We start from the raw sequence: 24,193 nt of genomic DNA, 5'->3' as shown, positions 1-24,193 counted from the left end.
GTAAAAAATCGTCAAAAGGAGAAAATTGTCTAAAATTTGTTCGTTGTAAAGAAATTTTAATTATTTTGATATTGGGAGAAAGGTATGCGGTACTTTTCTTGTTTCGGGCTATAAAGAGATAGGCTTACGATGAAAGAAAGAAGATCTTGCATGTTTACAGGGTTGATGACCTTGTTTACCCTGGTGTTTGGGGTTCAGTTGGCGTTTGCAGACGTCTGGGATGGTGTTACTAGGACTCCGGCGAAGAAGCAGACCATCAATGACAAGGATTTCTACCTGATTGAATCGGCTGCCAACTTGGTGTGGTTCTCCGACACGGTGAATAAGATTGGCGGAAATGTTGGGCTGAATGCCAAGGTGGTTGCCGAGTATATCGACTTGGATAATCACCCGTTCACCCCGATTGCGGCGGGTAAGGGGGAGACTCAGTTTTCGGGTATCTTTGACGGAAATGGGGTCACGATCGCGAATGTCTATATAGATAGCTTGTCCCTGGGTGCGATCAATCCTTCTTACGAACAAAATGTCGGCTTCATTGGGTGCTTGGGATCTTCTGGTCACGTCAAGAATGTCGTGTTGGAAAATGTTCATTTGGGCGCCAATGCGGATCGTGGCTTTGTGGGGGGCGCCGGTAAGGATAACCAGATTAGTGTGGGGCCTATAGTCGGTTGGGTCAATGGGGGCACGGTTTCAGGTTGCTATGCTTCAGGTGTCGTTTATTCTAAGGGAAAGGGACAGGGTGTTGGCGGCATTGTCGGTACCTTGACGGGTGGCAAGATTATTGACTGCCTGAGTGTTGTCTCTGTAAATGCTTCCGGCGAAGATGGCTATGTCGGCGGTATTGCAGGTTATTCGAACAAAGGAACGATCTTTACGTCTGTTTACGATGGCAATAGCCTTGTGAATACGCAGAACGACATGATTGGCGGCATTGTTGGTAAGGACAAGAGTGCAACGCAGGAGGTTACCATTGAACTCTGCTACTATGATTCCGATGTAGCGGCAGATGGTGTTGCCGATGCGGTCGTTGTGGGGCAAGCTCCCATTGGAGTGAGTGACGCAAATAAGGAAGAATATGTCTGCAAGCTGAATGGGGGCTCTTGGACATCCAATGCATGTAGTGAAGACACGGGTGTATGGTCCAATGAACAGCATATTACAAACCAGGGCGTGTCAAAGGATTCTGATGGTGAAACGGTATTCGTCGTAAAGTTTGAGGCGAATGGTGGTGTGTTTGCCGCGGGAGCCAAGATGCACAAGGTTCAGAGATACAAAACGAAGCTGACTGCCGATGAAATTTCCACTCCGACTTATGAAAACAAGGTCTTTCTCGGATGGTCGTTGAAGGCAAATTCGAAAAAGGCTGATGCTGATTTGGGTTATGTCTATGGAACGAAGTCTGTATACGCCGTATGGCGCGACCAGGTTGTCTACACGGTGACATTCGACCACAACACCGGCGATGGTGCCGAGAAGGTCTCGAAACAGGTTGTTGAAGGCGAAACCATTACGACAGACGGAATAGACTTGAGTGACTTGCCGACGGTGTTTACGGTGGGCAAGCAGAAGTATTATTTCGATGGTTGGTCCACTTCTAAGAATGGTGGCAAGATTGAATCCTTCGGGGTGGCGGCTGGTGATGCGACCTTCTATGCGCGCTGGACTCTTTATCCCCAGTTTACCGTGTCCTTTAACATGAATGGTCACGGCGAGGCTCCTGCCGCAGTGGTTGTTTCGGATGGCGATGCTGTGGATGCTCCCGCCGCGCCGACTGCCGAAGGCTATGTCTTTGGAGGTTGGTACAAGGAAGCAGCTTGCAAGAATGTTTATAACTTCAAGAGCGAAGTGACGGAAAATGTGACTTTGTATGCAAAATGGACTCCTGTTGTATATAAGATTCTTTATAACTTGGGTGGCGGAACGAATGATGCGGATAACCCGTCCTCCTACACGATAGAAACGTCGTCTATCGTTTTGAAGGCTCCGGTCAAGGAAGGCTACGAGTTTAAGGGCTGGTTCTATGATGGAGCTTATACGAACAAGGCGGCACAGATTACGCAAGGCTCTACGGGTGACAAGACGCTCTATGCGAAGTGGGCTGTCAAGACCTATAAGGTTGTGTACAATGGAGGCTCCAAGAGCCAGGACTATGGTTTTGAAACCGAAAAGATTCATGGTGTCGACTTGACCTTGCAGGGGGCGGTCTTTACAGCAGCCGGGTATACTCAAGACGGATGGGCAACCCAAAACGATGGTGCCAAGGTTTATGAGCTGGGAGCGCTCTATTCCACGGATGCTCCTATCGTTCTTTATCCGCACTGGGCTGTTACAGAATATACTGTTACATACCATCTGGATGGAGGCGTCAACCATGTGGATAACCCCGTGTCTTACAATCTGAATACGGCTGCGGTTAACCTGAAGAATCCGACTAAGGTTGGCTACGATTTTGGCGGTTGGTATGCTGCGGAAGACTTTGGCGGAAGCAAGGTCACGAAGCTAGAAGCGAAGTCTCCTTATGGCAACAAGGATTTCTATGCGAAGTGGACTCAGAAAACGGTGACGGTCAAGGTCGAAGCAAAGTCCTGCGAGTACAATGGCAAGAGTTGTGGTGCCAAGGTGACGGTATCGGGTGTTCCGAGTGGATACAAGGCTGTTGCTGTGACGGATTCTATCAAGAATGTGAATGATGGTCCGATTGAAGCTAAAATTGTGGGCTTCGTCATTACGGACAATGCGACGGGTGATACGGTGACAACAAGCTTCAATGTCGTCTACCAGGAAAGCGGCTCGGTGACGGTTACTCCTAGGAATGTAAGCTTTGAAGGTAAGGATGTCACAAAGACCTATACGGGAAGTGAAATCCATGTTGAAAGCAAGGCTACTCCTACGGGTCTGCTGTCTGGACATACCCATAATGTGGGTTACGAAATTACTGCGACGGACGCTGGTTCTTATCCGGCTGTGATGACCGCTCCTGCCGATGTGAAAATTCTGGACGCCGACGGCCATGACGTGACGGCAAACTACAATGTGACTTCGATAACGCCACCGTCTACGGGTCTTACGATTAACCCGAAGAATGGCTCGTTCACCATTAAATTGGCTGACGAAAATGTGCCGGTCGGCGGATCGATTCAGGGAACTCCGACGAGTACGGCGGCTAGTGGCACGACGACTTTCAGGTACCAGGTTGACGGAGATGGCGACGTGTGGAAAGAAAGCTTGAGCGAATTGACTATGCCGACGACGCCGGGCACATACACGATCAATATCAAGGCTTCTAACCCGAACTATACCGGAGAGCCAACGACGACTGCAAAAATAACGATTACGGCATTGCCAATCATCACGGTGATAGCCGCAAGTGAATCCAAGGTATACGATGGCTCTGTGTTGGTTAATGCGAATTACACCTGTCCAGAATGTGCGACATCGTTGAGTTCGGGAGATGTGCTGTCTGTAACGATGAATGACGTCTCCATTACGAATGTAGGTTCTGTTACCAATATGGTGAAGACAGTCAAGGTTACCAATAGCGGTACTGATGTTACGGCCAACTATGCAATCAACAAGGTCGCGGGTACACTTACAGTGACCAAGGCTCCGCTGACCATTACGACTCCAAGTGCATCAAAGGTTTATGACGGTACTCCGCTCATGGCTCCGGCGACCGCGACGGGTCTTGTCAACGGAGAGACGCTCACATTTACGACGGCAAGCCAGACGGTCGTTGGCTCCAAGGCGAACTCCTATACGATTAGTGGAGGAACCGCTTCGCTTTCGAACTATGCCGTTACGGAAAACCTTGGTACCCTGACGGTGACCAAGGCCTCGGCGACTATTACCGTTGTAAATGTGTCGAAGCAGTATGGCGATGCCGATCCGGTGTTCAGCGGTAATGTAACGGGACTTGTCAACGAAAACGATCTTGGCTCGGTGACCTATTTCCGCACCAACCTTGCGGACAAGAATGCGGGTTCCTATGCCAATGCGATTTCGGCAAGTTACACCGCGAATCCGAACTACAATGTGAATATTGTGAAGGGTAAGCTCACGATTACCAAGCGCAGCGTCTCGCTGACCTCGGCGACTCTTTCCAAGGTATACGATGGAGAGACTCTTACGGCCCCGACGGTGACTGTGGGCGGCGACGGCTTTGCCCCGAACGAAGGTGCCTACTTTACGGTTACCGGTTCGCAGACCGATGTTGGCTCTAGCAGCAACGACTTCACCTATAAGCTAATTGCCGGAACCGATACGTCCAAGAACTATACGATAGCCGCCCCTGTCTATGGAACGCTCACGGTGACAAAGGCCCCCGTGACGGTAACTGTTGCCGGACGCAGCGGTACCTACGCCTATAACGGCGAAGAACAGGTGGTGTCCGGTTACGACATCTCTGTCGACAACGCCCTTTACTCTGTGGGAGACGTTACCTTCAGCGGCGATACCGTAATCCGGAAGACCAAGAGCGGAACCTATGCGATGGGACTTTCTGCAGCGAAGTTTGCAAACAAGAATGGCAATTTCAGCGTGACATTCGACGTGACCGACGGTTCCCTGACCATCACCCCGCCTGTCGTGGTGGTGTCTTATAACGATGCCGGCGATACGCTCCATGTGGTGGTGGGTGATTCCGATTCTGACTCGTTGGTCAGCGAAAAGATCAACGATGCTCTCGCGGGCCATGTGCCGCCTATTCCGCTTCCGACCAAGGCTGAAGACGAAGATTCTACCTACGACTTTGACGGATGGAAGCTGAACCCCGGAACGGGCATGTACGAAGCGAACTTTGATGCGTCTGTCAAGCTGGATACCATCAAGGTGAAGTATCAGGATGATCCTGAACGCCTTACCGAAGTGGTTGTCCACGTGACGGATATCCACAAGGAGATTGTCCAGAAGATCAACGAGACTCTTGAAGGTATGGGAATACCTCTTCCGAGCAAGGAATCCGATGGCGATTCGTCCTATGTACTGGACTGGAAGCATGATCCGAGTACGGGAATCTACGAACCGGACTTCAAGGGCGTCCTGCTTGTGGAAACGATCGTTGTCAAGTACGGCGATGGCGATGCGGATACGATCCATGTCGATATCCGCTCAAAAGATACGGAGTCCCAGATCAACCAAAAGATAAACGATGCTCTGAAAAAACATTTGCCGCCGATCAAGGTGGAAGGCCCTACTTCTGCCCATACGCTCATCGGCTGGAAGAAAAACGAGAAGACCGACTACTACGAACCGGTGTTCGTGAAGGGCGAGCTGGTGTTCAAGATAAACTTCCATCTGCCCGAAGGTGCCGAACTGACCAAGAAGTTCGATGGCTACCGCTTTGGCGAAGTGACCAAGTTGCCCAAGGCGGTCATGAAGTCCGATACATCATGGAAGTTCAAGGGCTGGTACACAAAGACCAAGGGCCGTGGCGAACATGTCAAGGCGATGCTTGAGACGGATTATGGCAACAAGAGCCTTTATCCGCTGTTCCAGAAGACGGTGCGCTACAATGTCAATGGAAAGACGGGCGAAATCGAAGTCATCTACACGGACCGTGCCGATACGGTGATTGCCCGTGCCCTGGAAAGCGTCGTTGTGAAGAATTACACCAAGGGCAAGAAAACCTACGCATTCACGGAATGGAAAGTCGAGAATGGCGTCTATACGGCTGTGTTCACGGAACTGAAGCTTAGCTTCGATGTGGTTGTCGATTCCCGCTCGTTTGACATCGTCGATGCACAGGTAGGTTCACGCTTTGCTGTGATTGACATGGGTGGGCGCGTTGTCCGTAGCGGTATCGTGTCGAACGGCTCGCAGCGTGTGGATGTTTCGAAGTCCGGCAGCTACATGGTTCGCGTGGGCCGCGAAGCGGTGCAGGTGAACATCAAGTAATGTTGATGCCCAACCGGTGCACCTTGTAGTGCATGACTCTCGGCGAAATACTTAAATCGCGCGCGGCAGCAGACATGTTGCCGCCGTTTCTTTTTAAGGCCTCGCTCAGGATTTCTTTTTCGTAGGTGTCCATGAGCGTTGAGAGCGGCGCAATCTTGTTCGGGAGCATGGGCTTGCGGGCCGATTCGTCGGTCTGCAAGGTGGGCGGCAAGTTGTGCGAATGGATGCAGTCGTCGCTGGTGGCGAGGGCTGCGCGCTCGATGCAGTTTTCAAGCTCTTGCACGTTGCCGGGCCAGTGGTAACTCATGAGCATGTCGATTGCGGGTGTCGAGAGTCGCACCACGTGTGTGCCGTACTTGAGGTTCACTTGCGAAATAAAATGCTCCGCCAAAAGTAGAATGTCGCTCTTGCGCTGCGCTAGGTCGGGGAGCGTTATCTGCACGATATTCAGACGGTAGAACAAGTCTTCGCGAAAAAGTTTTTGCTGCATTAGGCTTTCGAGGTCGCGGCTAGAAGCTGCAATCAGACGCACGTCGCTATGCAGGTGGATGTTGCCCCCTTGGCGGTAAAAGCTCTGGTCTTGCATGAACCGCAGCAGAATTTCCTGGTTCTTCGGGCTCAGCGCCGAGACATCGTCCAGGAATAGCGTGCCGCCGTTTGCGATTTCGGCCTTGCCCAGGTGGCGGCTGTTTGCGCCGATGAATGCGCCGCGCTCGTAGCCAAAAAGTTCGCTTTCAAAAGTGTTTGCCGGGTTTCCGAATCCTTCGCTCAAGTTTGTGCAACCCATTACGACGAACGGATGTTCCTTGCGGGCGGAAAGTTCTGCGATGGTGTGGGCGGTGAGTTCCTTGCCCGTGCCGTCGTTGCCGTAGATAAGCACCTGTGCGTCGTTCTTGGCGCACTTCTTAATTTGCTTGTAGACCTCGCGCATTTCGCCGCTGTTGCCGACCATTTTGCCGGGCTTTTCGTCGATAATGTTGCGCAGCTCGCGGATCTCCGCTTTCAGCTTCTCTATTTCTTCAGCTTCGTTCAATTTGTCATCCTGAGCGTAGGGGCGTAGCCTCGGAGTCGAAGGATCTCCCTTAGCTCATACAACGCCTTACTAGTTTTACAATAATGTAATAATATACCTTAATTTTACAATATTGTAAAATATTTTGTTTCGAAACCTGTAAAATTTGGGTGCCAACCCTCGTTTTTATTCCTAATTTCCTTCCATAAATTGAAAAATTCATTCTGAGATCCTTCGACTACACTTCGTTTCGCTCAGGATGACACTTTAGAAGAGGTTCAAAATGAGCGTAAGCTACCGCAAAAAGACCATCAACGAAATCGCAAAGGCCCCTACCGCGCCCGTCAAGCCGGCCGGTCCGGTGAATGTGGATTTCTACGGCGAAGATGTGTTCAACATCAACGCCATGCGCGAATACTTGCCCAAGGATGTCTGCGAAAAGCTGATTGCAACCATTAACGAAGGTGCCGCCCTCGATCCGAGTATCGCAGGCGATGTGGCCCACGCCATGAAGAAGTGGGCGATGGACCGCGGTGCCACGCACTTTACGCACTGGTTCCAGCCGCTCACCGGTTCCACTGCCGAAAAGCATGACTCCTTCCTTGAACCCGACGGTTGCCGCGCCATCATGGCCTTTAGCGGCAAGAACTTGATTGTCGGCGAACCCGATGCATCGTCTTTCCCGAGCGGCGGACTCCGTTCCACGTTCGAGGCCCGCGGCTATACCGCCTGGGATCCGACCAGCCCGGCGTTCATCAAGCGTCACGGCAATGGTGCAACGCTCTGCATCCCGACTGCATTCTGCAGCTACACCGGAGAAGCGCTCGACAAGAAGACTCCGCTTCTGCGCAGTTTGCAAGCCCTTTCCAAGTCTACCCGCCGCCTTATGACCTGCTTCAAGGCGGGCCCGAAGAAGACGACGGTCACGCTCGGTGCCGAACAGGAATACTTCCTCATTGACAAGCGTTTCTACCTGCAACGCCCGGACCTGTACCAGGCTGGCCGCACGCTGTTCGGTGCCGCACCCGCGAAGCACCAACAGATGGATGACCACTACTTCGGTAGCATCCCGGCTCGAATTCTCAACTTCATGAACGAAGTGGAAATCGAACTCTGGAAGCTCGGCATTCCGGCCAAGACCCGCCACAACGAAGTGGCGCCTGCCCAGTTCGAACTCGCCCCGATGTTCGAAGAAGTGAACCTCGCTTGCGACCACAACATGATGATTATGGAAGTGCTCCGCAACGTGGCCGACAAGAATGGTCTCGTGTGCCTGCTGCACGAAAAGCCTTTCGCCGGCGTGAACGGTTCCGGCAAACACAACAACTGGTCCGTGTCTTACGGTAAGGGCAACCTGCTTAATCCGGGTAAGGACCCGCACCAGAACGCCGTGTTCCTCACCACGCTCTGCGCCATCATTTATGCCGTCGACACCCATGCTGACTTGCTCCGCATGACGACTGCTGGCGCCGGCAACGATCACCGCCTCGGTGCAAACGAAGCTCCTCCGGCGATCGTCTCCATGTTCCTCGGCGACCAGCTCATGGATGTCATCGAACAGATTGAACAAGGCGTGCCCAAGTCCAGCAAGCAAGCTGGCGCGCTCCGCATCGGTGCCGACATGCTCCCGGCCCTCCCGCGCGATGCCACCGACCGCAACAGAACTTCTCCGTTCGCCTTCACCGGCAACAAGTTCGAATTCCGCGCTCCGGGTTCCAGCCAGAGTTGTTCTGAACCGAACGTGGTTCTGAACACCATCGTGGCCGAAGCTTTCGACATGATTTCGGAACAGCTCGAAAAGCTCGACGAAAAGAACTTCCACACGGGCCTGCAGAAGATTCTGCAAAAGATCGTGAAGGAACACAAGCGTGTGATTTTCAACGGCAACGGCTATACCGACGAATGGATTGCCGAAGCTGAGCGCCGTGGCCTCCCGAATATCCGCACCTCCGTGGAAGCCCTCAAGGCCCTCACCAAGGAAGAAAATATTCAGTTGTTCGAAAAGTATGGCGTCATGAACCGCCGCGAAATGGAATCCCGCTACGAAATCAACGTCGAAGATTTCCACAAGCGCATCCACATCGAAGGCGAAGTCTGCCGCGACATGGCCAAAAACATCATCTTGCCGAAGGTCGTCGAGGCTTACTCCAGCGCCCTCAAGACCAACGAAATGGCTTTGAACCAGGGCTTCCCCGGCGTCGATGCCTACGTGAAGTCTCTCGGCGAAGGCGTCAAGAACCTGAGTGCCGCCATCGCTACCATGGAAGAAAGCCTGAACGGCCTGCACGAAGGTATTCTCGATGCGATGGCCGCTTTGCGCAAGGTTGTCGATGGCCTCGAAAAGGTCGTCCCCGACGAAATGTGGCCTCTGCCGAAGTATAGGGAGATGCTGTTTATTTATTAATAAACAGCATCGGCCGCACGTCGCAGGTGTGCGGCCAAATGTCCGTTTATTTATTAAACAGCATCAGCCGAGCGTCGAAGGTGGAAGCCCAAATGTCCGTTTATTTATTAGTTGTGTCATCCTGAGCGAGATCCGTTAGGATCGAAGTCGATATACGATACTTGGCAACTTGTTGCCTTAGTAGAGTTAGGTTCGAAGGAGCAGGATCTCTAGTAATAGTCCTTAAATTTTCCCTGCCTTCGGGCGGGGATTTTTTTTAAATTTGGCTTAGTCATGTTTTTTAGGAAACATTTGGGTTTTATTTTTGGATTTGGAGTGGCGGCTGTTGCGCTTGCCATGGTCTACCTTTCTACTCGTCCGCTTATCCCGTTGGAAGTTCAGGAACAGATTGAATCCGATATTGAAAAGTGTGGCGGACAGCTGAAAGAGGCCCGCTGTGCGGTAAGTGGTGAAGGCGACTGGATTTTTCTGCAGGAAAGTCTTGTCAATCTGGTGGCGGATTGGAAAGACAATTTGAAGCCCTTTGTCGCTTTCAATGATTCCTTGGAAGCGCGCGGTATCAAGTTGGTGGTGGTGCCTGTTCCAGATAAATTGCAAATTGAGGCGGAACATTATTCAGAAGAATTGTCGGGTGGTATCGTTGCCCCGCAATATGAAGAATGGGTAGATGCGTTGCAAGACGAAGGTGTTGTCGTTGTCGATGCGGTAGAGGAGTTTCTCGAAAAGAATGAGGAAACGCCCATGTTCGAAGCGTACGAAAGCCACTATACTAGCGCAGGCCGGCAGGTTCTTGCCCAGATGATAGCCGATTCCATCAACGAAATGGACTTGGATGTTCCGAGGGAAGAATGGTTCCTGCGCGATACGGTTGTTCCCGGTACCGGGAATCTTTATCACTTGAAGTACAATTCTTACCCGGATTACGATGTGCGCGTGTTAAAGACCGTGGATGCAGAAGGTAAACGCTACCGTGGATCCAAGGATGCTCCCATTGTGGTAATTGGCGATAGCAATGCCGATTTTGGTTGGAACAGTTCTTCCAATATTGGCGCATACATTGCGCAGGCGACAGGGATAAAGACTTTTACCCGCAGCCGTATTGGTGGCGGAAACTTGGGCCCGACCTTGTTCAAGGACCGTTCGGAATTCCTGGATGGCAAAAAGATGGTGGTCTGGGTGTTTGATGGCCGTGAACTTTACGGCGATTTCAGCATGCCGGAATTTTAGCTTTTTACTCGGCGCTTGCTAAGGCCTTCTTGTAGATGTCCTGCATCACGAGGCCCGCAATCATGAATCCGAAAATGGCGGTGGAGTGTGCCATGGTGCCGTTGATTTGCGCCTTGCTGCTGCACCATTCGTGATCGACTAGGCTTGCATTCCGGAGTTCGGCTTCGCTCCTTTCGTGGCGCACCTTGGGGCACATGCAGGCGTCCGTTCCGCAAGAAGAATTCTTGCCGCGGTTTTTCAGGAGTTCGTCGCTGTAGACGCATAGCACTTTTTTCTTGAGAGCCATTTTCTTTTTCTTGAACTTGTCGCGCAGGGCGCGGGCCAGCGGGCAACCGGCGACTTTCCAGAATTCGGCGACCTTGATTCGCGTGGGGTCCATCTTGAGGGCTGCTCCCATCGAAGAGAAAACTGTGGCCTTGGTGCGCGTGGCGTGCCACAACAGCTGCATCTTGTTTTCGAGGCTGTCGATGGCATCGATGATGTAGTCGAATGTGTCCAGTTGGAATTTGTCCGTATTCGCTTCTTCGTAGATGTCTTGGAGTGCTACGATATTGGCGTGCGGGTTGATTTCGAGTAGGCGATTTTTCAGCACGTCCACCTTGACTTGCCCCACGGTTTTCGTGGTGGCCATCAGTTGGCGGTTCACGTTGGTGACGCACACGCGGTCTGAATCAACGAGTACGAGTTCCTTGATGCCGGAACGCACCAGGCTTTCGGCGCACCAGCTGCCGACTCCGCCGAGACCGAATATGATGACGCGCTTCTGGTAGATGTTGCCCATCACGTCGTCTCCGAGCAGGAGCGATGTGCGGTTAAAGATGCCTTTCTCGATTCCCATACGAGTCCCGGTTAGCCGAAGAGTCGGAGAACGCGCTTGATGCCTGCGACAAAGCGGTCGATGTCGCGCTTCAGGGTGTACGCGCCGAAACTGAGTCGAAGCGTGGCGTCGACGCCGAAGCGGTCCATCACAGGTTGGGCGCAGTGGTGCCCGCTGCGAACTGCAACGTTCTCTTCGTCGAGAATCATGGCGGCGTCGCTTACGGCGATGCCGTCGAGGGTTACGCTGATAAGGGCCCCGCGTTCCTTCGGGTTCCCGAAGATTTTTACCTGCGGGATTTGCGCAAGCTGTTCCAGCGCGTAGTTCGTGATTTCTTCTTCGTGCTTGCGGATGTTCTCGATGCCGACTTCATTAATCCATTCGATGGCCTTGCCGAGGCCGATGACTTCGGCAATCATGGGCGTGCCTGCCTCGAAGCGCGCGGGAACGTCGGCGTACGTCGTCTTTTCGAAGGTCACGTTCTTGATCATCTCGCCGCCACCATGCCAGGGGGGCATGCTGTCGAGAACTTCGTACTTGCCATAAAGCACGCCTACGCCTGTGGGACCGTACATCTTGTGGCCGCTGAAGGCGAGAAAATCGCAGTCCAGCTTTTGCACGTCAATCTTGATGTGGCTCGAACTCTGGGCGGCGTCAATTAAAACTTTCGCTTGGGGTGCGGCGGCGCGAACGGTCGCGATAATTTCGGCAATCGGGTTCACTGTGCCAACGGAATTGCTCACGTGGGTGACGGCCACCATTTTGGTTCGCGCATTCAACAACCCGGGAAGTGCTGCCAAATCCAGATCGCCGTTGTCCAAAACGGGAATCACCTTGATTTTCGCGCCCTTCATTTCGGCGACAAGCTGCCAGCTTACGATGTTTGCATGGTGCTCCAGACCGCTAATCAAAATTTCGTCGCCCGCTTCGAATAACTTGCGACCGTAACTCCACGCCACCAGATTGATGCTTTCGGTGGTGCCGCGGGTGAACACGATTTCGTCTTCAGTCTTTGCGTTAATGAATTTTGCGATGTTCTTGCGAGTCTTCTCAAATGCTTCGGTAGTGCGGGCACTCAAACGGTATACACCGCGCTTTACGGAACTGTAGTGTTCGCGGTAAAATTCGTCCATTGCGTCGATCACGCAGGCGGGCTTTTGCGTGGTGGCGGTGCTGTCGAGGAAGGCAAGCGGCTTTGCGTCCTTATCGCCTGCGACAAGCATCGGGAATTCGCTACGGATTTTTTCTGCATCTATCATGTCTGTAAATTTAGAAATTTCTATATTTGTCGCGGGAAAATTCAATGAGGGTTACAATGAAAATTCTTAGAGGTGTATTGTTTGTGGGAGTTCTTGCTTTGGGTGCGGCTACTGCCTATGCCCAGCCGGATCTTCGCGATGCCATTGATGCTGGTGATGTGGCGACTGCTCAGAAAATCGTCAAGAAGGGAGAAATCGATCAGATATACTGTGGCAAGCTCTCTGCAGACGATGCGGTCAAGGTCTACGAAAAAGTCTTCAAGGCCATGCCCTATGAATCGTTTTCCAATTGCCCGTCGCAGTTTTCCTATGGATATGGGACCAAGGTTTGTGCCAATGCGAAGGCTATGGATGCGTGTACCGAAGTTGTCTCGTATTTGCTGATGGAAGGTGAAACGGGCAATGTGAAGGCTCTGGAAACCTTGGGAAAGGTGATAAAGGTTGCCTTGAAGACAAAGGCTTATGCAAAACCCGTCAAGGTGCCTGTCGATACAAGCTTGTGGGTCCCCTGTCCTAAGAAGAAAGGGAAAGCTCGCGAAGCCTGCACTGAGGAATGCTTGGAGCGGGCTCTCAACACGAAGGATTCCTTGCATCTGGAAACTTGCGAATCGAATCCGGAACATTTTGTGGATACGACGATTAAGGTGACGATGCCGTCTCCGCTGTATGAGAAGATTCGCAAGGGCTTGCTTGAGGGATACTGGAAAACGCAGAAAACGACTGCCGAACAGTATTCATTGATGATGCAGAGTAATGCGAAGGTCCTTTCAATCCCAGATTCCGAGGTCGTGAATCTCTCCTATGTCAATCGCTGGGCAGACAAGCATAAGGCTGATTCGACGGCGCTTCCCGGTGGAGAACTTTTCCGTTTCTGCGCTTCTTGGCAGCCTGCCGTGGATTCCATGTTGGCGTCCAAGCAGTTTGAAACGCGTTGCCCCGTGTTTGAAACCTTTGTTGACAATCGCGATGGTCAGACCTACAAGGTCAAGGAAATCAATGGTACTCGCTGGTTTGTCCAGAATTTGAATTACGCCATTGAAGAAAAATCAATGTGCTATGATCGCGAAGAGGACAATTGTAAGGTGTATGGTCGTCTTTATACGCAGGAAGCCGCTCTCGAGGCTTGCCCCGAAGGAACTCGCTTAGCAACGGATGATGACTGGAAGCTGCTTGAAATTTATGCCGGTGGTGCAAATACCGCAGCCGAAAAGCTCCGTAGCAATGGTAGCGATGATTTTGCCTTTACGGCGATGTTCGGGGGCTATGCGAACAAGAATGGCATTTCGGTAATTCAGGGAGAAGGTGCCTATTTCTGGACGAGCAAGGATGTGGGGGATGGCCGCGGAATTGCACGTTCCATGTTCAGTACCGATAAAGAAGTTTCTACGATTCCAGTGGACAAAAAATTCTCCTTGGCGGTTCGTTGCGTGATCGAAGCGGCTCCGGCAAACTAAATCTACTTGGAGAGATGTCGTTGAAACAGGAAAATTTCCGGCCGACTTGCGATAGGGATTCGTGGGTTCGTCGCCAGGCGTTGATGAACAAGGTTCGTCAGTTCTTTGTGCAGCGAGATGTTCTCGAAGTGGAAACGCCAGTTTTGTCCAATGCTGGGGGGACCGATCCTCAGCTGGACTATTTCGAGGTCGAAGGGAATCGCTATATGATGACGAGTCCCGAATTCCACATGAAGCGTCTGCTTGCTGCTGGCTTCGGAGATATTTTCCAGATAACGAAGTCCTTCCGTAAGGACGAGTTCGGTGCCCATCATAACAATGAATTCAGCATGGTGGAATGGTACCGCATTGGCATGCCGCAGGAAAAACTGATGGAAGAAGTCGAGGAGCTCGTTTCTGAAGTCATTGGACGTCCTATCCATGCTCGGCGTACGCGCTGGATCAATGCTTTTAGAAATTATGCGGGCGTGGATCCGTTGATGGCTTCGGATGACGAATTTGCTGCGGCCTGTACTGCTCGCGACATTCCGCTTCCGGCAGATGGTACGGCCATGTCTCGCGAAGACTGGTGGGACTACCTGATGGTCTTTGCCGTTGAACCGGCACTTGCAAAGAACGGGCCTGAATTCATTTTGGATTATCCGCAGTCGCAGGCAGCCTTGGCGCAGACCTACGTGGATGAAGAGGGGCACACCTGGGCTCGTCGTTTTGAACTTTTCGTAGACCGGGTGGAACTCTGCAATGGGTATACGGAATTGACCGATGCGGCGGAACAACGTCGCCGTTTTGCGGACGATCTCGATATTCGCCGTCGCATGGGTAAACCCCTTCCGCAGGTAGATGAGCATTTCCTCGCCGCGCTTGAATCGGGAATGCCCGCCTGCTCCGGTGTGGCGCTCGGTCTAGACCGGTTGTTTATGCTTGCGATGGACAAAGAGAAAATTTCGGATGTCGTTCTCTTTCCAAGCATAATCGCATAAATGAAGTCTTCTGGTTGCTAAGGACTATTGACTAATTTCCCGATGAGCGATCTCATTTCTTTTTCGCTGAATTCGCCGACATTGACCTTGACAATGCTGTCCTGTGCGTTTATAAGGTAACTTACGGGAATGACCCCCGGGTTGCCGAGAGTGTTCATGATATCGTAATTCCAATGGAATGTTGTCCAGGTGATTCCGCTTGCCTTGTTGTATCGTGCCGCGATTCGGGGAGAGTCGTCCTCGCTAATGAGTAAGATCTTGAACCCCTTTTCGCTGAATTCGTTGTCCAGTTTCTTGAGGTGCGGAAGTTCGTTTCTGCAACCGGGGCACCATGAGGCGGTGAGGACGACGAGCGTCGCCTTTCCCTTTTCGATCTGATAGCTGGAAATTTCTCCGTTGACCAAGTGCCCCTTAAAATCGGCGATTTTTTGAGGAACGGCTTGAAAGGAGCCTTGTCCGCAGGCTGCAAGGAAAATGCTACAGATGATGGCGCTTAAAAGGGGCTTGTGTTCCATTTTGTAGCCTTAAAATAGTGTTTTTTATGAAAAAAGCGGAAATTCAATGTAAAAAATGCCGTGATTTAAGTTATATTCTTTAGCATGGCATACAATATTCAAGATTTGCTTTCTGAAATGGTTCAACGAGGAGCTTCTGACTTGCATATTACGGCAGGTTCTCCTCCGCTTATTCGTCTTTCCGGTAAATTGACGCCCATTGGCGAAGAAAAGCTGAAACCGGACGAGACGATGCGCATGACTTATAGTCTAATGAACGAAGGCCAGAAAAAGACTTTCGAACAGCAGAAGGAGTGCGACTTTTCCTTCGGTATCGCAAACCTCGCTCGTTTCCGTGCGAACGCCTATTTGCAGCGAGGCTGTGTTGCGCTTGCCTTGCGTATCATTCCGCTTGAAATTAAGACCTTTAAGGATCTAGGCCTTCCGAAAATTATGGCCGAATTTACGACTCGTCCCTCGGGCCTTGTGCTCGTGACGGGGGCGACGGGTTCGGGTAAGTCGACGACGCTGGCTGCCATGATCGACAAAATCAACAAGGAACGTCATGACCATATCCTGACGGTCGAAGATCCGATCGAATTCTTGCATAAGCATCAGGGCTGCATGATTAACCAGCGCGAAGTGGGTAGCGATACCAACAGCTTTGCCCAGGCGCTTAAGATGGCTTTGCGTCAGGACCCGGACGTGGTGCTCATCGGCGAAATGCGTGACTTGGAAACGATTCGAGCTGCATTAACTATTGCAGAAACCGGTCACTTGGCTTTTGCAACGCTCCATACTAACTCATGTGTGCAGACCATCAACCGCGTGGTGGATGCTTTCCCGAAGGGTGAACAGCAGACTGTGCGTACCCAGCTCTCGTTTGTGTTGCAGGGTGTGATATGCCAGACCTTGATGCCGAAAATTGGCGGTGGCCGTGTCATGGCCTACGAAGTGATGAACGTGACGCCTGGTATTCGTGCGCTGATTCGTGATGACAAGGTCCATCAGATCGAATCCATGATTGAAATTGGTCAGAAGTTCGGTATGAATACCATGAATATGTGCCTGTGTGACTTGGTAAGACAGCACAAGGTGGACCGTTTCGATGCCCTTGCTCGTTCTCCGAGTCCCGATCAGCTTGAACAGATGTTCGTGAAGGAAGGTGTTTAGTCTATGGCAGAGTTCCTGTATAAAGCGACCAATGCTCAAGGTAATAACTTTGAGGGCTCACTAGAAGCGAAGGACAAGGCTGAAGCGGAAGCCTTGTTGCTGCGTCGTCGCTTGGTCATTGTGAGCCTCAAGAAGAAACCGACCGAAATCAAGATTAAGATTGGATCGGGTATCAAGCATGCTGATATCGCTCGCTTTACGCGTATGTTCTCCTCGATGAGTTCTGCCGGTCTGCCGATGTTGCAGTGTCTGAACATTCTGGAAGCTCAGTGTGAAAATCCTGAACTCAAGAATGTGATTCACAAGATAACGCAGTCCATTAATGGTGGTTCGTCGCTTGCCGATGCGCTCTCGCAGCATCCGAAGGTTTTTAGTTCCCTTTATACGAACATGGTTGCTGCTGGCGAAGCGGGTGGTATTTTGGATGGCATCTTGGCGCGTTTGGCCGATACGCTTGAAAACCAGGAACGTCTGAAGCGCAAAGTGAAAAAGGCTTTGACCTACCCGGTAATGCTTGTTATCGTGGGTACCTTGGTGGTGATTGCCCTTATGACGTTTGTGGTACCGACATTTGCTGAACAGTTTGAACAGTTGAATGCGGAACTTCCGGGGCCGACATTGGCTGTGATGGCCATTTCTGATTTTTTGCGTGATCATGCTCTTATTTTGATTATTATGGTGATTATGCTGATAGTCGGCTTTAAGATGTGCATGAAGGTTCCTAAACTAAAGTTTGCGTGGGATGGTTTCATGCTAAAGGTGCCCAAGTTGGGAGACCTCCAGATTAAGTCTGCCACGGCAAGCTTCGCCCGTACTCTCGGAACTCTTTTGAATGCGGGCGTGTCCATCATGGATTCTTTGAAGGTGGTTGCTTCGACGGTGAACAACAAGGTTGTTGAGCGCGCCATCAACAAGATCGCTATCGGTATTGCTGGTGGTAAGAGCATTGCAGACCCCATGACCGAAGTGGGAATTTTTCCGCCGATGGTTGTCCAGATGACGGGCGTGGGCGAAAAAACCGGTAACTTGGGCGGCATGCTTCTGAAACTCGCGGACTTCTACGACGAAGAAGTGGATGCCGCCGTGGATGCGGTTGTCGGCATGATGGAACCCTTGATTATCGTGTTCCTCGGTGGTACCGTCGGTGGTCTTCTCGTCGCTATGTATATGCCGATGTTCTCCATGGGCGATGCTGTTACCGGGGCGGCGTAGTAATCTCTTTCCTTGTACAATGTAAATGAGGCCCCCGACATGATGCCGGGGGCTTTGCTTACAGGTCTTTTGCATAAGAATTGATACGGTTGATACATGCGTGTCAAATTTGCATTTTGAACGCTAACGCAGACTCCTGAAGCGAGGTATATTTAAAAACAAAGAAAAGAGGTATATCATGAAGACGAAACTCCTTTTACCGATTATCGCGCTGGCCTTGTTTGCCGCGTGCTCCGATGATGGCAACTCTGCTACGGCTCCTGCAGCACCGACTTCCGAACCTGTGGCAGACACGACTGCGGTTCCCGGTGTTGATCCGGCTGCAGATCCTGGGCAGCAGACAGAATCAACGGAAAATATGACCGATTCTACTCTAGCAGATACAACGGCTTCCACTACGGATCAGACGGATACCAGTGCAAGCGTGCCTACGGACCCTGTGACTGATCCCGTAACAGATCCGACTACGCCGGTTGAAAACCCTAATGTGACGTATGTCTATTATGGTGCGGAACTTACCGGTAAGGATCAGTTCAAGTACGGTCGTTTCGAGGCCCGCATGAAGATGGTTTCGATTCCGGGTTCTGTAAGTTCCATGTTCCTCTATTATGATAATTCTTGGGAAAAGGGCGTTGAGCCTTGGAACGAAATCGACATCGAAGTTCTCGGAAAGGGCGGTACGATGTGGCAGTCCAATATCATAACCCGTGAAGCCGATCCGAGCATCAAGTCGACTACCGCTTCCGAAAGCAAGCCCCTGCATGACTTCGGATTCGATGCAACCGAAGACTTCCACTTGTTCGCGATTGTCTGGACTCCGGAATATGTCGCCTGGGAAATAGACAGCGTGGAAATCCGTCGCGATACGCTTGGTATGGCTCGTGGCACGCATGCCGATGCCGATCAGGTCGCGTTCCTGACTGAACAGCAGTCTCTCCGCTTTAATCTTTGGGCGTCGAAGAGCGCTGGCTGGGTTGGTCGCTTCACGGGTGAAGAACTCGCTGCCGGGCCTCAGGTTCAGTGGATTGACTATGTTCGCGTGTATTCCTATGACGAATCTACGAAGGGCTTTACCCAGTTGTGGCAGGATGATTTTGACGGCACAAGTCTGTCGGAACATTGGGCGAAGGGTAACTGGGAAATGGAACGAGTCGAACTGGATCCGTTCAACGTAGTCGTGGAAGATGGCTACTGCAAGTTGATGATGACTCGTGAACCGGGCTAAACTTTCCTGATATAGTTCTTGTTCTCCTCCATAAAATCAAAAAAAACGCTCCGGAATTCCGGAGCGTTTTTCGTTAGTTCTTCTATCGCGATTACAGCGTGCCGTGGCAGGTACGGCTGATGACGTCGTCCTGCTGTTCCTTTGTCAAAGAGAGGAACTTGACTGCGTAGCCAGAAACGCGGATGGTGAAGTTCGCATATTCGGGCTTTTCCGGGTGTGCCTGAGCGTCGAGCAACTTTTCCACGCCGAACACGTTCACGTTCAGGTGGTGGGCTCCCTGGGCGAAGTAACCATCCATCACGGTTACGAGCTTCTGGGCGCGTTCGTCGTCGCTGTGGCCGAGGGCGTTCGGGCTGATGGTCTGCGTGTTGCTGATGCCGTCCAGCGCGTATTCGTACGGGAGCTTCGCGACAGAGTTGAGCGATGCAAGCAAGCCGTTCTTTTCGGCGCCGTAGCTCGGGTTTGCACCGGGAGCGAACGGGGCGTTTGCCGGGCGTCCGTCGGGGAGCGCTCCGGTGGCCTTTCCGTACACCACGTTACTGGTAATCGTAAGGATAGAAGTAGTGGGTTCTGCGTTACGGTAGGTGTGGTGCTTCTTGATCTTCGCGATGAATTCCTTCAACAGCCACACGGCGATTTCGTCGGCGCGGTCGTCGTCGTTACCGTACTTGGGGAAATCTCCCTTCACCACGAAGTCCTTGGCAAGGCCGTCGTCACCGCGGACCACCTTCACCTTGGCGTACTTGATGGCAGAAAGGCTATCTACCACGTGGCTGAAGCCTGCGATACCTGTTGCAAACGTGCGGCGTACATCGGTATCGATGAGGGCGAGTTCCGCGGCTTCGTAGTAGTACTTGTCGTGCATGTAGTGGATCAGGTTCAGCGTGTTCACGTAGATCCCTGCGAGCCATTCCAGCATGATGTCGTACTTGTGCATCACTTCATCGTAGTCGAGGTATTCGCTCGTAATCGGCGCGAGCTCCGGTCCGATCTGCATGCCGGGCACCAGTCCGCCCTTTTCGTCCTTGCCGCCGTTGATGGCGTAGAGGAGGGCTTTGGCGAGGTTTGCGCGGGCACCGAAGAACTGCATTTCCTTGCCGGTCTGCGTTGCGGACACGCAGCAGCAGATGCTGTAGTCGTCACCCCAGATGGGACGCATCACGTCGTCGTTCTCGTACTGGATGGAACTGGTCGTCACGGAAATGTAGGCGGCGTATTCCTTGAAGTTTTCGGGCAGGCGCTTGGTGTAGAGCACCGTGAGGTTCGGCTCCGGAGAAGGGCCCATGTTTTCAAGCGTGTGCAAGAAGCGGAAATCGTTCTTGGTGACCATGGAACGTCCGTCCTGGCCCATGCCGCCCACTTCGAGGGTGGCCCACACCGGGTCGCCGCTGAAGAGCTGGTTGTAGCTTTCGATACGGGCGAACTTCACCATGCGGAACTTCATGACCATGTGGTCCACCAGTTCCTGGGCTTCGGTTTCGGTGAGAGTGCCGTTCTTGAGGTCGCGTTCGATATAGATGTCGAGGAAGGTGGAAATACGGCCCACGCTCATGGCGGCGCCGTTCTGAGTCTTGATGGCGGCGAGGTAGCCGAAGTAGAGCCACTGGAAAGCTTCGTGGGCGTTGGTTGCCGGTTCGGAAATGTCGAAACCGTAGCTTGCGGCCATCACCTTCATTTGCTGCAGGGCGCGGATCTGTTCGGCCACTTCTTCGCGAAGGCGGATTACGTCGTCGGTCATGGTGCCGTCGCCCACGTGGGCGAGATCGTTCTGCTTCTGCTTGATGATGTAGTCGATACCGTAAAGAGCTACGCGGCGATAGTCGCCCACGATACGTCCGCGACCATAAGTGTCCGGGAGGCCCGTGAGCAAGTGCGCCTTGCGGACGGCGCGAATTTCGGGAGTGTAGCAGTCGAACACGCCCTGGTTGTGCGTCTTGTGGTATTCAGTAAAGATCTTGTGGAGGTCGGCGTTCGGCTTGTAGCCGTACTGCTGGCAAGCTTCTTCCGCCATCTTGATGCCGCCGAACGGCATGAAGGCGCGCTTGAGCGGCTTGTCGGTTTGCAGACCCACGACCTTTTCCAGGTCCTTGAGTCGTTCGTTGATGTAGCCCGGCTTGTGGCTCGTGATGGTGGAGACAATGTCGGTATCCATGTCCAGCACGCCGTCGTGCCGGCGTTCTTCGGCCTGCAGGCTCTGCAGTTCGTCCCACAGCTTCTGGGTGGCGTCGGTCGGACCTGCGAGGAACGATTTGTCTCCGTCGTATGCCGTGTAGTTGCGCTGAATAAAGTCGCGGACATTAATTTCGCTTTGCCAGAGTCCGCCGGTAAAGCCGTTCCATGCGTTAATCATGATTCCTCTTTGCTCGGCGTTCCAACGCCATAAACTTGGGCGGCCGAGTCTTCTGTTGCTTGTTCTTATTTGTACTGATAATATAGAAAATAAGGGTACTCGCCCAAAGGGTTTGGAAACACTATATTCCGCTTTTGTAATTTGCCCTTTTTTACTAAGAACTTCCTAATTCTGCATCTGTCAATGAGTTATGAAATTGTATCGTGAGAACTTCGGGCTTTAGGTAAGCTCCGTAGGTGCGGATAATAAAAAATTTCTAAATTTACCCCCGAAAATAAAAGGGACACATTATGCCTACTATGACTTCTGCGCAGGTGCGCGAATCTTTCATCAAGTTCTTTGAATCCAAGGGCCACCTCTTTGTGCGTTCTTCGCCGGTGGTTCCGCATGACGACCCGACGCTCATGTTCACGAACGCGGGCATGAACCAGTTCAAGGCAATCTTCCTGGGCGACAATCCGAAGGGCTGGAAGCGCGCATGCAACAGCCAGAAGTGCCTCCGCGTGTCCGGTAAGCACAACGACCTCGACGTGGTGGGTCGCGACAACTACCACCACACCTTCTTCGAGATGCTCGGCAACTGGAGCTTCGGCGACTACTACAAGAAAGAAGCCATCGCCTGGGCCTGGGAACTTTTGACCGAAGTGTGGAAGCTCCCGAAGGAACGCCTGTTTGCGACCGTGTACCAGGACGATGACGAAGCCTGGCAGATTTGGAAGGACGTGTCCGGCCTCCCGGATGACCGCATCATGCGCTTTGACGCTCACTCCAACTTCTGGGAAATGGGCGACACCGGTCCGTGCGGCCCCTGCTCCGAAATCCACTACGACCGCGGCGACCTCGCCACGCAGGCCGAAACCTTCAAGGACCCCATCAAGGGCGTGAACGGCGAAAACGACCGCTACATTGAAATTTGGAATAACGTGTTCATGCAGTACGAACGCGTGAGCGACGGCAGCCTCATTCCGCTGAAGGCAAAGAACGTCGATACCGGTATGGGTTTCGAACGTATCTGCGCTATTCTGCAGGGCAAGACCAGCAACTACGACACCGACGTGTTCACCCCGATTATTGCAAAGATTGCTGAACTTAGTGGCGTGCCGTACAACGATGGCGAAGCCGGCACCCCGCACCGCGTGATTGCTGACCACATCCGCGCGATTTCTTTTGCTATTGCCGATGGCGCACTCCCGAGCAACGAAGGCCGTGGCTACGTGCTCCGCCGCATTCTGCGCCGCGCTAGCCGCTTTGCCCGCCTGCTCGGCCAGAAGGAAGCCTTTATCTACAAGTTGGTGCAGGTGCTCGCCGATACCATGGGCGACGCCTTCCCGGAAATCCGCGAGCGCAAGGAATTCGTTGCTAGCGTGATCAAGAGCGAAGAAGAAAGCTTTATTCGCACGCTCGACGCTGGCCTCGAACGCTTTGCCGGCATCGTGCAGGAGTTGGGTGCCGGTGCAAAAACCGTGCCGGGCGACAAGGTGTTCCTGCTTTACGATACCTACGGATTCCCGCCGGACCTCACCGGCATCCTCGCCGAAGAAAAGGGCCTTACGATTGACGAAGAAGGCTACAACAAGTGCATGGAAGAACAGAAGGCCCGTGCCCGCGCCAACATGAAGCAGGGCATCAACACCATGGGTACCGAAGGCTGGACGCAGTACAGCGAAGAAAGCACCAAGTTCGTGGGCTACGAACTTTCCGCTTGCGAAACGAAGGTTGTGCGTTGGCGGGTCGACAAGGACGTGCTTTCCATAGTGCTCGAAACCTCTCCGTTCTATGCTGAAATGGGTGGCCAGGTTGGCGACAAGGGAACGCTGGTTTCTGCTGATTTGGAAATTGACGTGTTCGACACCGTGAAGGTGAACGACACCGCCCTCTGCCGTGGCAAGGTGAAGAAGGGTACCGCCAACGAAACGACGATGGGCGCTGTGTTCATGGCCACCGTCGATAACGACCGCCGTAACGACATCCGCAAGAACCACTCCGCCACCCACTTGCTGCAGGCGGCTCTCCGCCAGGTGCTCGGCACTCATGTGCAGCAGCAGGGTAGCTTTGTTTCCAACGAACTCCTCCGCTTCGACTTCAGCCACTTCAACGCGATGACTGCGGTCGAAATCCAGAAGGTGGAAGACATCGTGAACGCGAAGGTCATGGAATGCCTGCCGGTCAACACCCAGGTGATGGGCGTGGACGAAGCCAAGGCCAGCGGTGCCATGGCTCTGTTCGGCGAAAAGTATGGCGACGAAGTCCGTGTGGTGAAGATGGGTGCCTGCAACGAAGAATTCTCCAAGGAACTCTGCGGTGGCTTGCACGTGCAGAACACCGGTAACATCGGCCTCGTGAAGATTATCAGCGAATCCAGCGTGTCTGCTGGTGTGCGCCGTATCGAAGCAGTCTCTGGCCGTGGCGCGCTCTCGCTGCTCCGCGCCGGTACGCAGATTTTGACCGCCCTCCGCGAACAGCTCCGCTGCAAGGACGCCGAAGTTCTTGACAGAATTCAGCAGAGCTTCGCCAAGACGCAGAACCTCGAAAAGAGCCTGCAGTCCGTGAAGCTGGAACTTGCAACGCTTGCCGCTGCCGAACTCCTGAACGGCGGCATCAACGTGGCTGGCGTGAATCTTTACGTTCGCGAACTTTCTATCCCCGATGAAAAGTACAAGGACTTGCTGGACGGCGTTCAGAACAAGCTCGACA

At 52.6% G+C, this 24,193-nt stretch carries 14 protein-coding genes; 9 read left to right on the top strand and 5 right to left on the bottom strand.

Annotation, left to right across the window (positions count from 1 at the left end; translation table 11 throughout):
- Positions 1 to 150 precede the first annotated feature (150 nt).
- A complete protein-coding gene (locus Q0628_RS00970; protein WP_298767668.1) occupies positions 151 to 5,892 on the top strand; it encodes an InlB B-repeat-containing protein in 5,742 nt (1,913 codons plus the stop codon).
- Here Q0628_RS00970 and Q0628_RS00965 read toward each other — a convergent pair.
- Positions 5,885 to 6,925 carry a sigma-54 dependent transcriptional regulator gene (locus Q0628_RS00965; protein ID WP_298767665.1) on the bottom strand — a complete coding sequence of 347 codons (1,041 nt, stop codon included), beginning with the start codon at positions 6,923 to 6,925 and terminating at the stop codon, positions 5,885 to 5,887. The two genes, Q0628_RS00970 and Q0628_RS00965, sit on opposite strands and share 8 nt — an antisense overlap.
- A 262-nt stretch (positions 6,926 to 7,187) precedes the next feature.
- On the opposite strand from Q0628_RS00965, the gene Q0628_RS00960 reads away from it, so the two are divergent.
- The gene (locus tag Q0628_RS00960; protein WP_298767663.1) at positions 7,188 to 9,308 is read left to right on the top strand and encodes a glutamine synthetase III; all 2,121 of its coding nucleotides are present in this window, start codon (positions 7,188 to 7,190) and stop codon (positions 9,306 to 9,308) included.
- A 273-nt stretch (positions 9,309 to 9,581) separates the two neighbouring features.
- Positions 9,582 to 10,535 carry a hypothetical protein gene (locus Q0628_RS00955; RefSeq protein WP_298767661.1) on the top strand — a complete coding sequence of 318 codons (954 nt, stop codon included), beginning with the start codon at positions 9,582 to 9,584 and terminating at the stop codon, positions 10,533 to 10,535.
- A gap of 4 nt (positions 10,536 to 10,539) precedes the next feature.
- Here Q0628_RS00955 and Q0628_RS00950 read toward each other — a convergent pair whose 3' ends face one another.
- Both Q0628_RS00950 and Q0628_RS00945 read right to left on the bottom strand, forming a co-directional pair.
- A complete protein-coding gene (locus Q0628_RS00950; RefSeq protein WP_298767659.1) occupies positions 10,540 to 11,373 on the bottom strand; it encodes a tRNA threonylcarbamoyladenosine dehydratase in 834 nt (277 codons plus the stop codon).
- Between the two features lie 11 nt (positions 11,374 to 11,384).
- A complete protein-coding gene (locus tag Q0628_RS00945) occupies positions 11,385 to 12,608 on the bottom strand; it encodes a cysteine desulfurase (protein WP_366979005.1) in 1,224 nt (407 codons plus the stop codon).
- A 59-nt stretch (positions 12,609 to 12,667) separates the two neighbouring features.
- Here Q0628_RS00945 and Q0628_RS00940 point away from each other — a divergent pair, with 59 nt between their 5' ends.
- Entirely contained in the window at positions 12,668 to 14,065 is a 1,398-nt protein-coding gene (locus Q0628_RS00940; RefSeq protein WP_298767655.1) for an FISUMP domain-containing protein, read from the top strand.
- Positions 14,066 to 14,079: 14 nt separating this feature from the next.
- The gene (gene epmA, locus Q0628_RS00935; protein WP_298767653.1) at positions 14,080 to 15,045 is read left to right on the top strand and encodes an EF-P lysine aminoacylase EpmA; all 966 of its coding nucleotides are present in this window, start codon (positions 14,080 to 14,082) and stop codon (positions 15,043 to 15,045) included.
- A 17-nt stretch (positions 15,046 to 15,062) separates the two neighbouring features.
- Here epmA and Q0628_RS00930 read toward each other — a convergent pair whose 3' ends face one another.
- Positions 15,063 to 15,560, bottom strand: a complete 498-nt coding sequence (locus Q0628_RS00930; RefSeq protein WP_298767651.1) for a TlpA disulfide reductase family protein — start codon at positions 15,558 to 15,560, stop codon at positions 15,063 to 15,065.
- An 84-nt stretch (positions 15,561 to 15,644) separates the two neighbouring features.
- Between Q0628_RS00930 and Q0628_RS00925 the strand changes: the two genes are divergently transcribed.
- The 3 genes from Q0628_RS00925 (at position 15,645) to Q0628_RS00915 (ending at position 19,149) form a co-directional block, all read left to right on the top strand.
- Positions 15,645 to 16,712: a type IV pilus twitching motility protein PilT gene (locus Q0628_RS00925; RefSeq protein ID WP_298767649.1), complete on the top strand. Its 1,068-nt coding sequence runs from the start codon at positions 15,645 to 15,647 to the stop codon at positions 16,710 to 16,712.
- Between the two features lie 3 nt (positions 16,713 to 16,715).
- Positions 16,716 to 17,924, top strand: coding sequence for a type II secretion system F family protein (locus Q0628_RS00920; protein WP_298767647.1), 1,209 nt, complete (start codon positions 16,716 to 16,718; stop codon positions 17,922 to 17,924).
- 178 nt (positions 17,925 to 18,102) lie between these two features.
- Positions 18,103 to 19,149, top strand: coding sequence for a family 16 glycosylhydrolase (locus tag Q0628_RS00915; protein ID WP_298767644.1), 1,047 nt, complete (start codon positions 18,103 to 18,105; stop codon positions 19,147 to 19,149).
- 91 nt (positions 19,150 to 19,240) lie between these two features.
- On the opposite strand, the gene pflB is transcribed toward Q0628_RS00915, so the two are convergent.
- A complete protein-coding gene (pflB, locus tag Q0628_RS00910) occupies positions 19,241 to 21,499 on the bottom strand; it encodes a formate C-acetyltransferase (protein WP_298767642.1) in 2,259 nt (752 codons plus the stop codon).
- Positions 21,500 to 21,789: 290 nt separating this feature from the next.
- Between pflB and alaS the strand changes: the two genes are divergently transcribed.
- A partial coding sequence (gene alaS / locus Q0628_RS00905; RefSeq protein WP_298767640.1) for an alanine--tRNA ligase occupies positions 21,790 to 24,193 on the top strand: 2,404 nt, incomplete at its 3' end.

The sequence above is a fragment of the uncultured Fibrobacter sp. genome (genome assembly GCF_937877005.1).
In the GTDB taxonomy this organism is placed as follows: Bacteria; Fibrobacterota; Fibrobacteria; order Fibrobacterales; family Fibrobacteraceae; genus Fibrobacter.
Note: the sequence above shows the minus strand (reverse complement) of the source record. Positions and strands in the feature narration are given on the sequence as shown.

Coding starts and splice junctions, on each gene's coding strand:
- Q0628_RS00955 (WP_298767661.1), top strand. CDS start 9,582: ATGTTTTTTAGGAAACATTTGGGTTTTATTTTTGGATTTGGAGTGGCG.
- pflB (WP_298767642.1), bottom strand. CDS start 21,499: ATGATTAACGCATGGAACGGCTTTACCGGCGGACTCTGGCAAAGCGAA.
- Q0628_RS00920 (WP_298767647.1), top strand. CDS start 16,716: ATGGCAGAGTTCCTGTATAAAGCGACCAATGCTCAAGGTAATAACTTT.
- Q0628_RS00915 (WP_298767644.1), top strand. CDS start 18,103: ATGAAGACGAAACTCCTTTTACCGATTATCGCGCTGGCCTTGTTTGCC.
- Q0628_RS00925 (WP_298767649.1), top strand. CDS start 15,645: ATGGCATACAATATTCAAGATTTGCTTTCTGAAATGGTTCAACGAGGA.
- Q0628_RS00950 (WP_298767659.1), bottom strand. CDS start 11,373: ATGGGAATCGAGAAAGGCATCTTTAACCGCACATCGCTCCTGCTCGGA.
- epmA (WP_298767653.1), top strand. CDS start 14,080: ATGTCGTTGAAACAGGAAAATTTCCGGCCGACTTGCGATAGGGATTCG.
- Q0628_RS00960 (WP_298767663.1), top strand. CDS start 7,188: ATGAGCGTAAGCTACCGCAAAAAGACCATCAACGAAATCGCAAAGGCC.
- Q0628_RS00970 (WP_298767668.1), top strand. CDS start 151: ATGTTTACAGGGTTGATGACCTTGTTTACCCTGGTGTTTGGGGTTCAG.
- Q0628_RS00940 (WP_298767655.1), top strand. CDS start 12,668: ATGAAAATTCTTAGAGGTGTATTGTTTGTGGGAGTTCTTGCTTTGGGT.
- Q0628_RS00930 (WP_298767651.1), bottom strand. CDS start 15,560: ATGGAACACAAGCCCCTTTTAAGCGCCATCATCTGTAGCATTTTCCTT.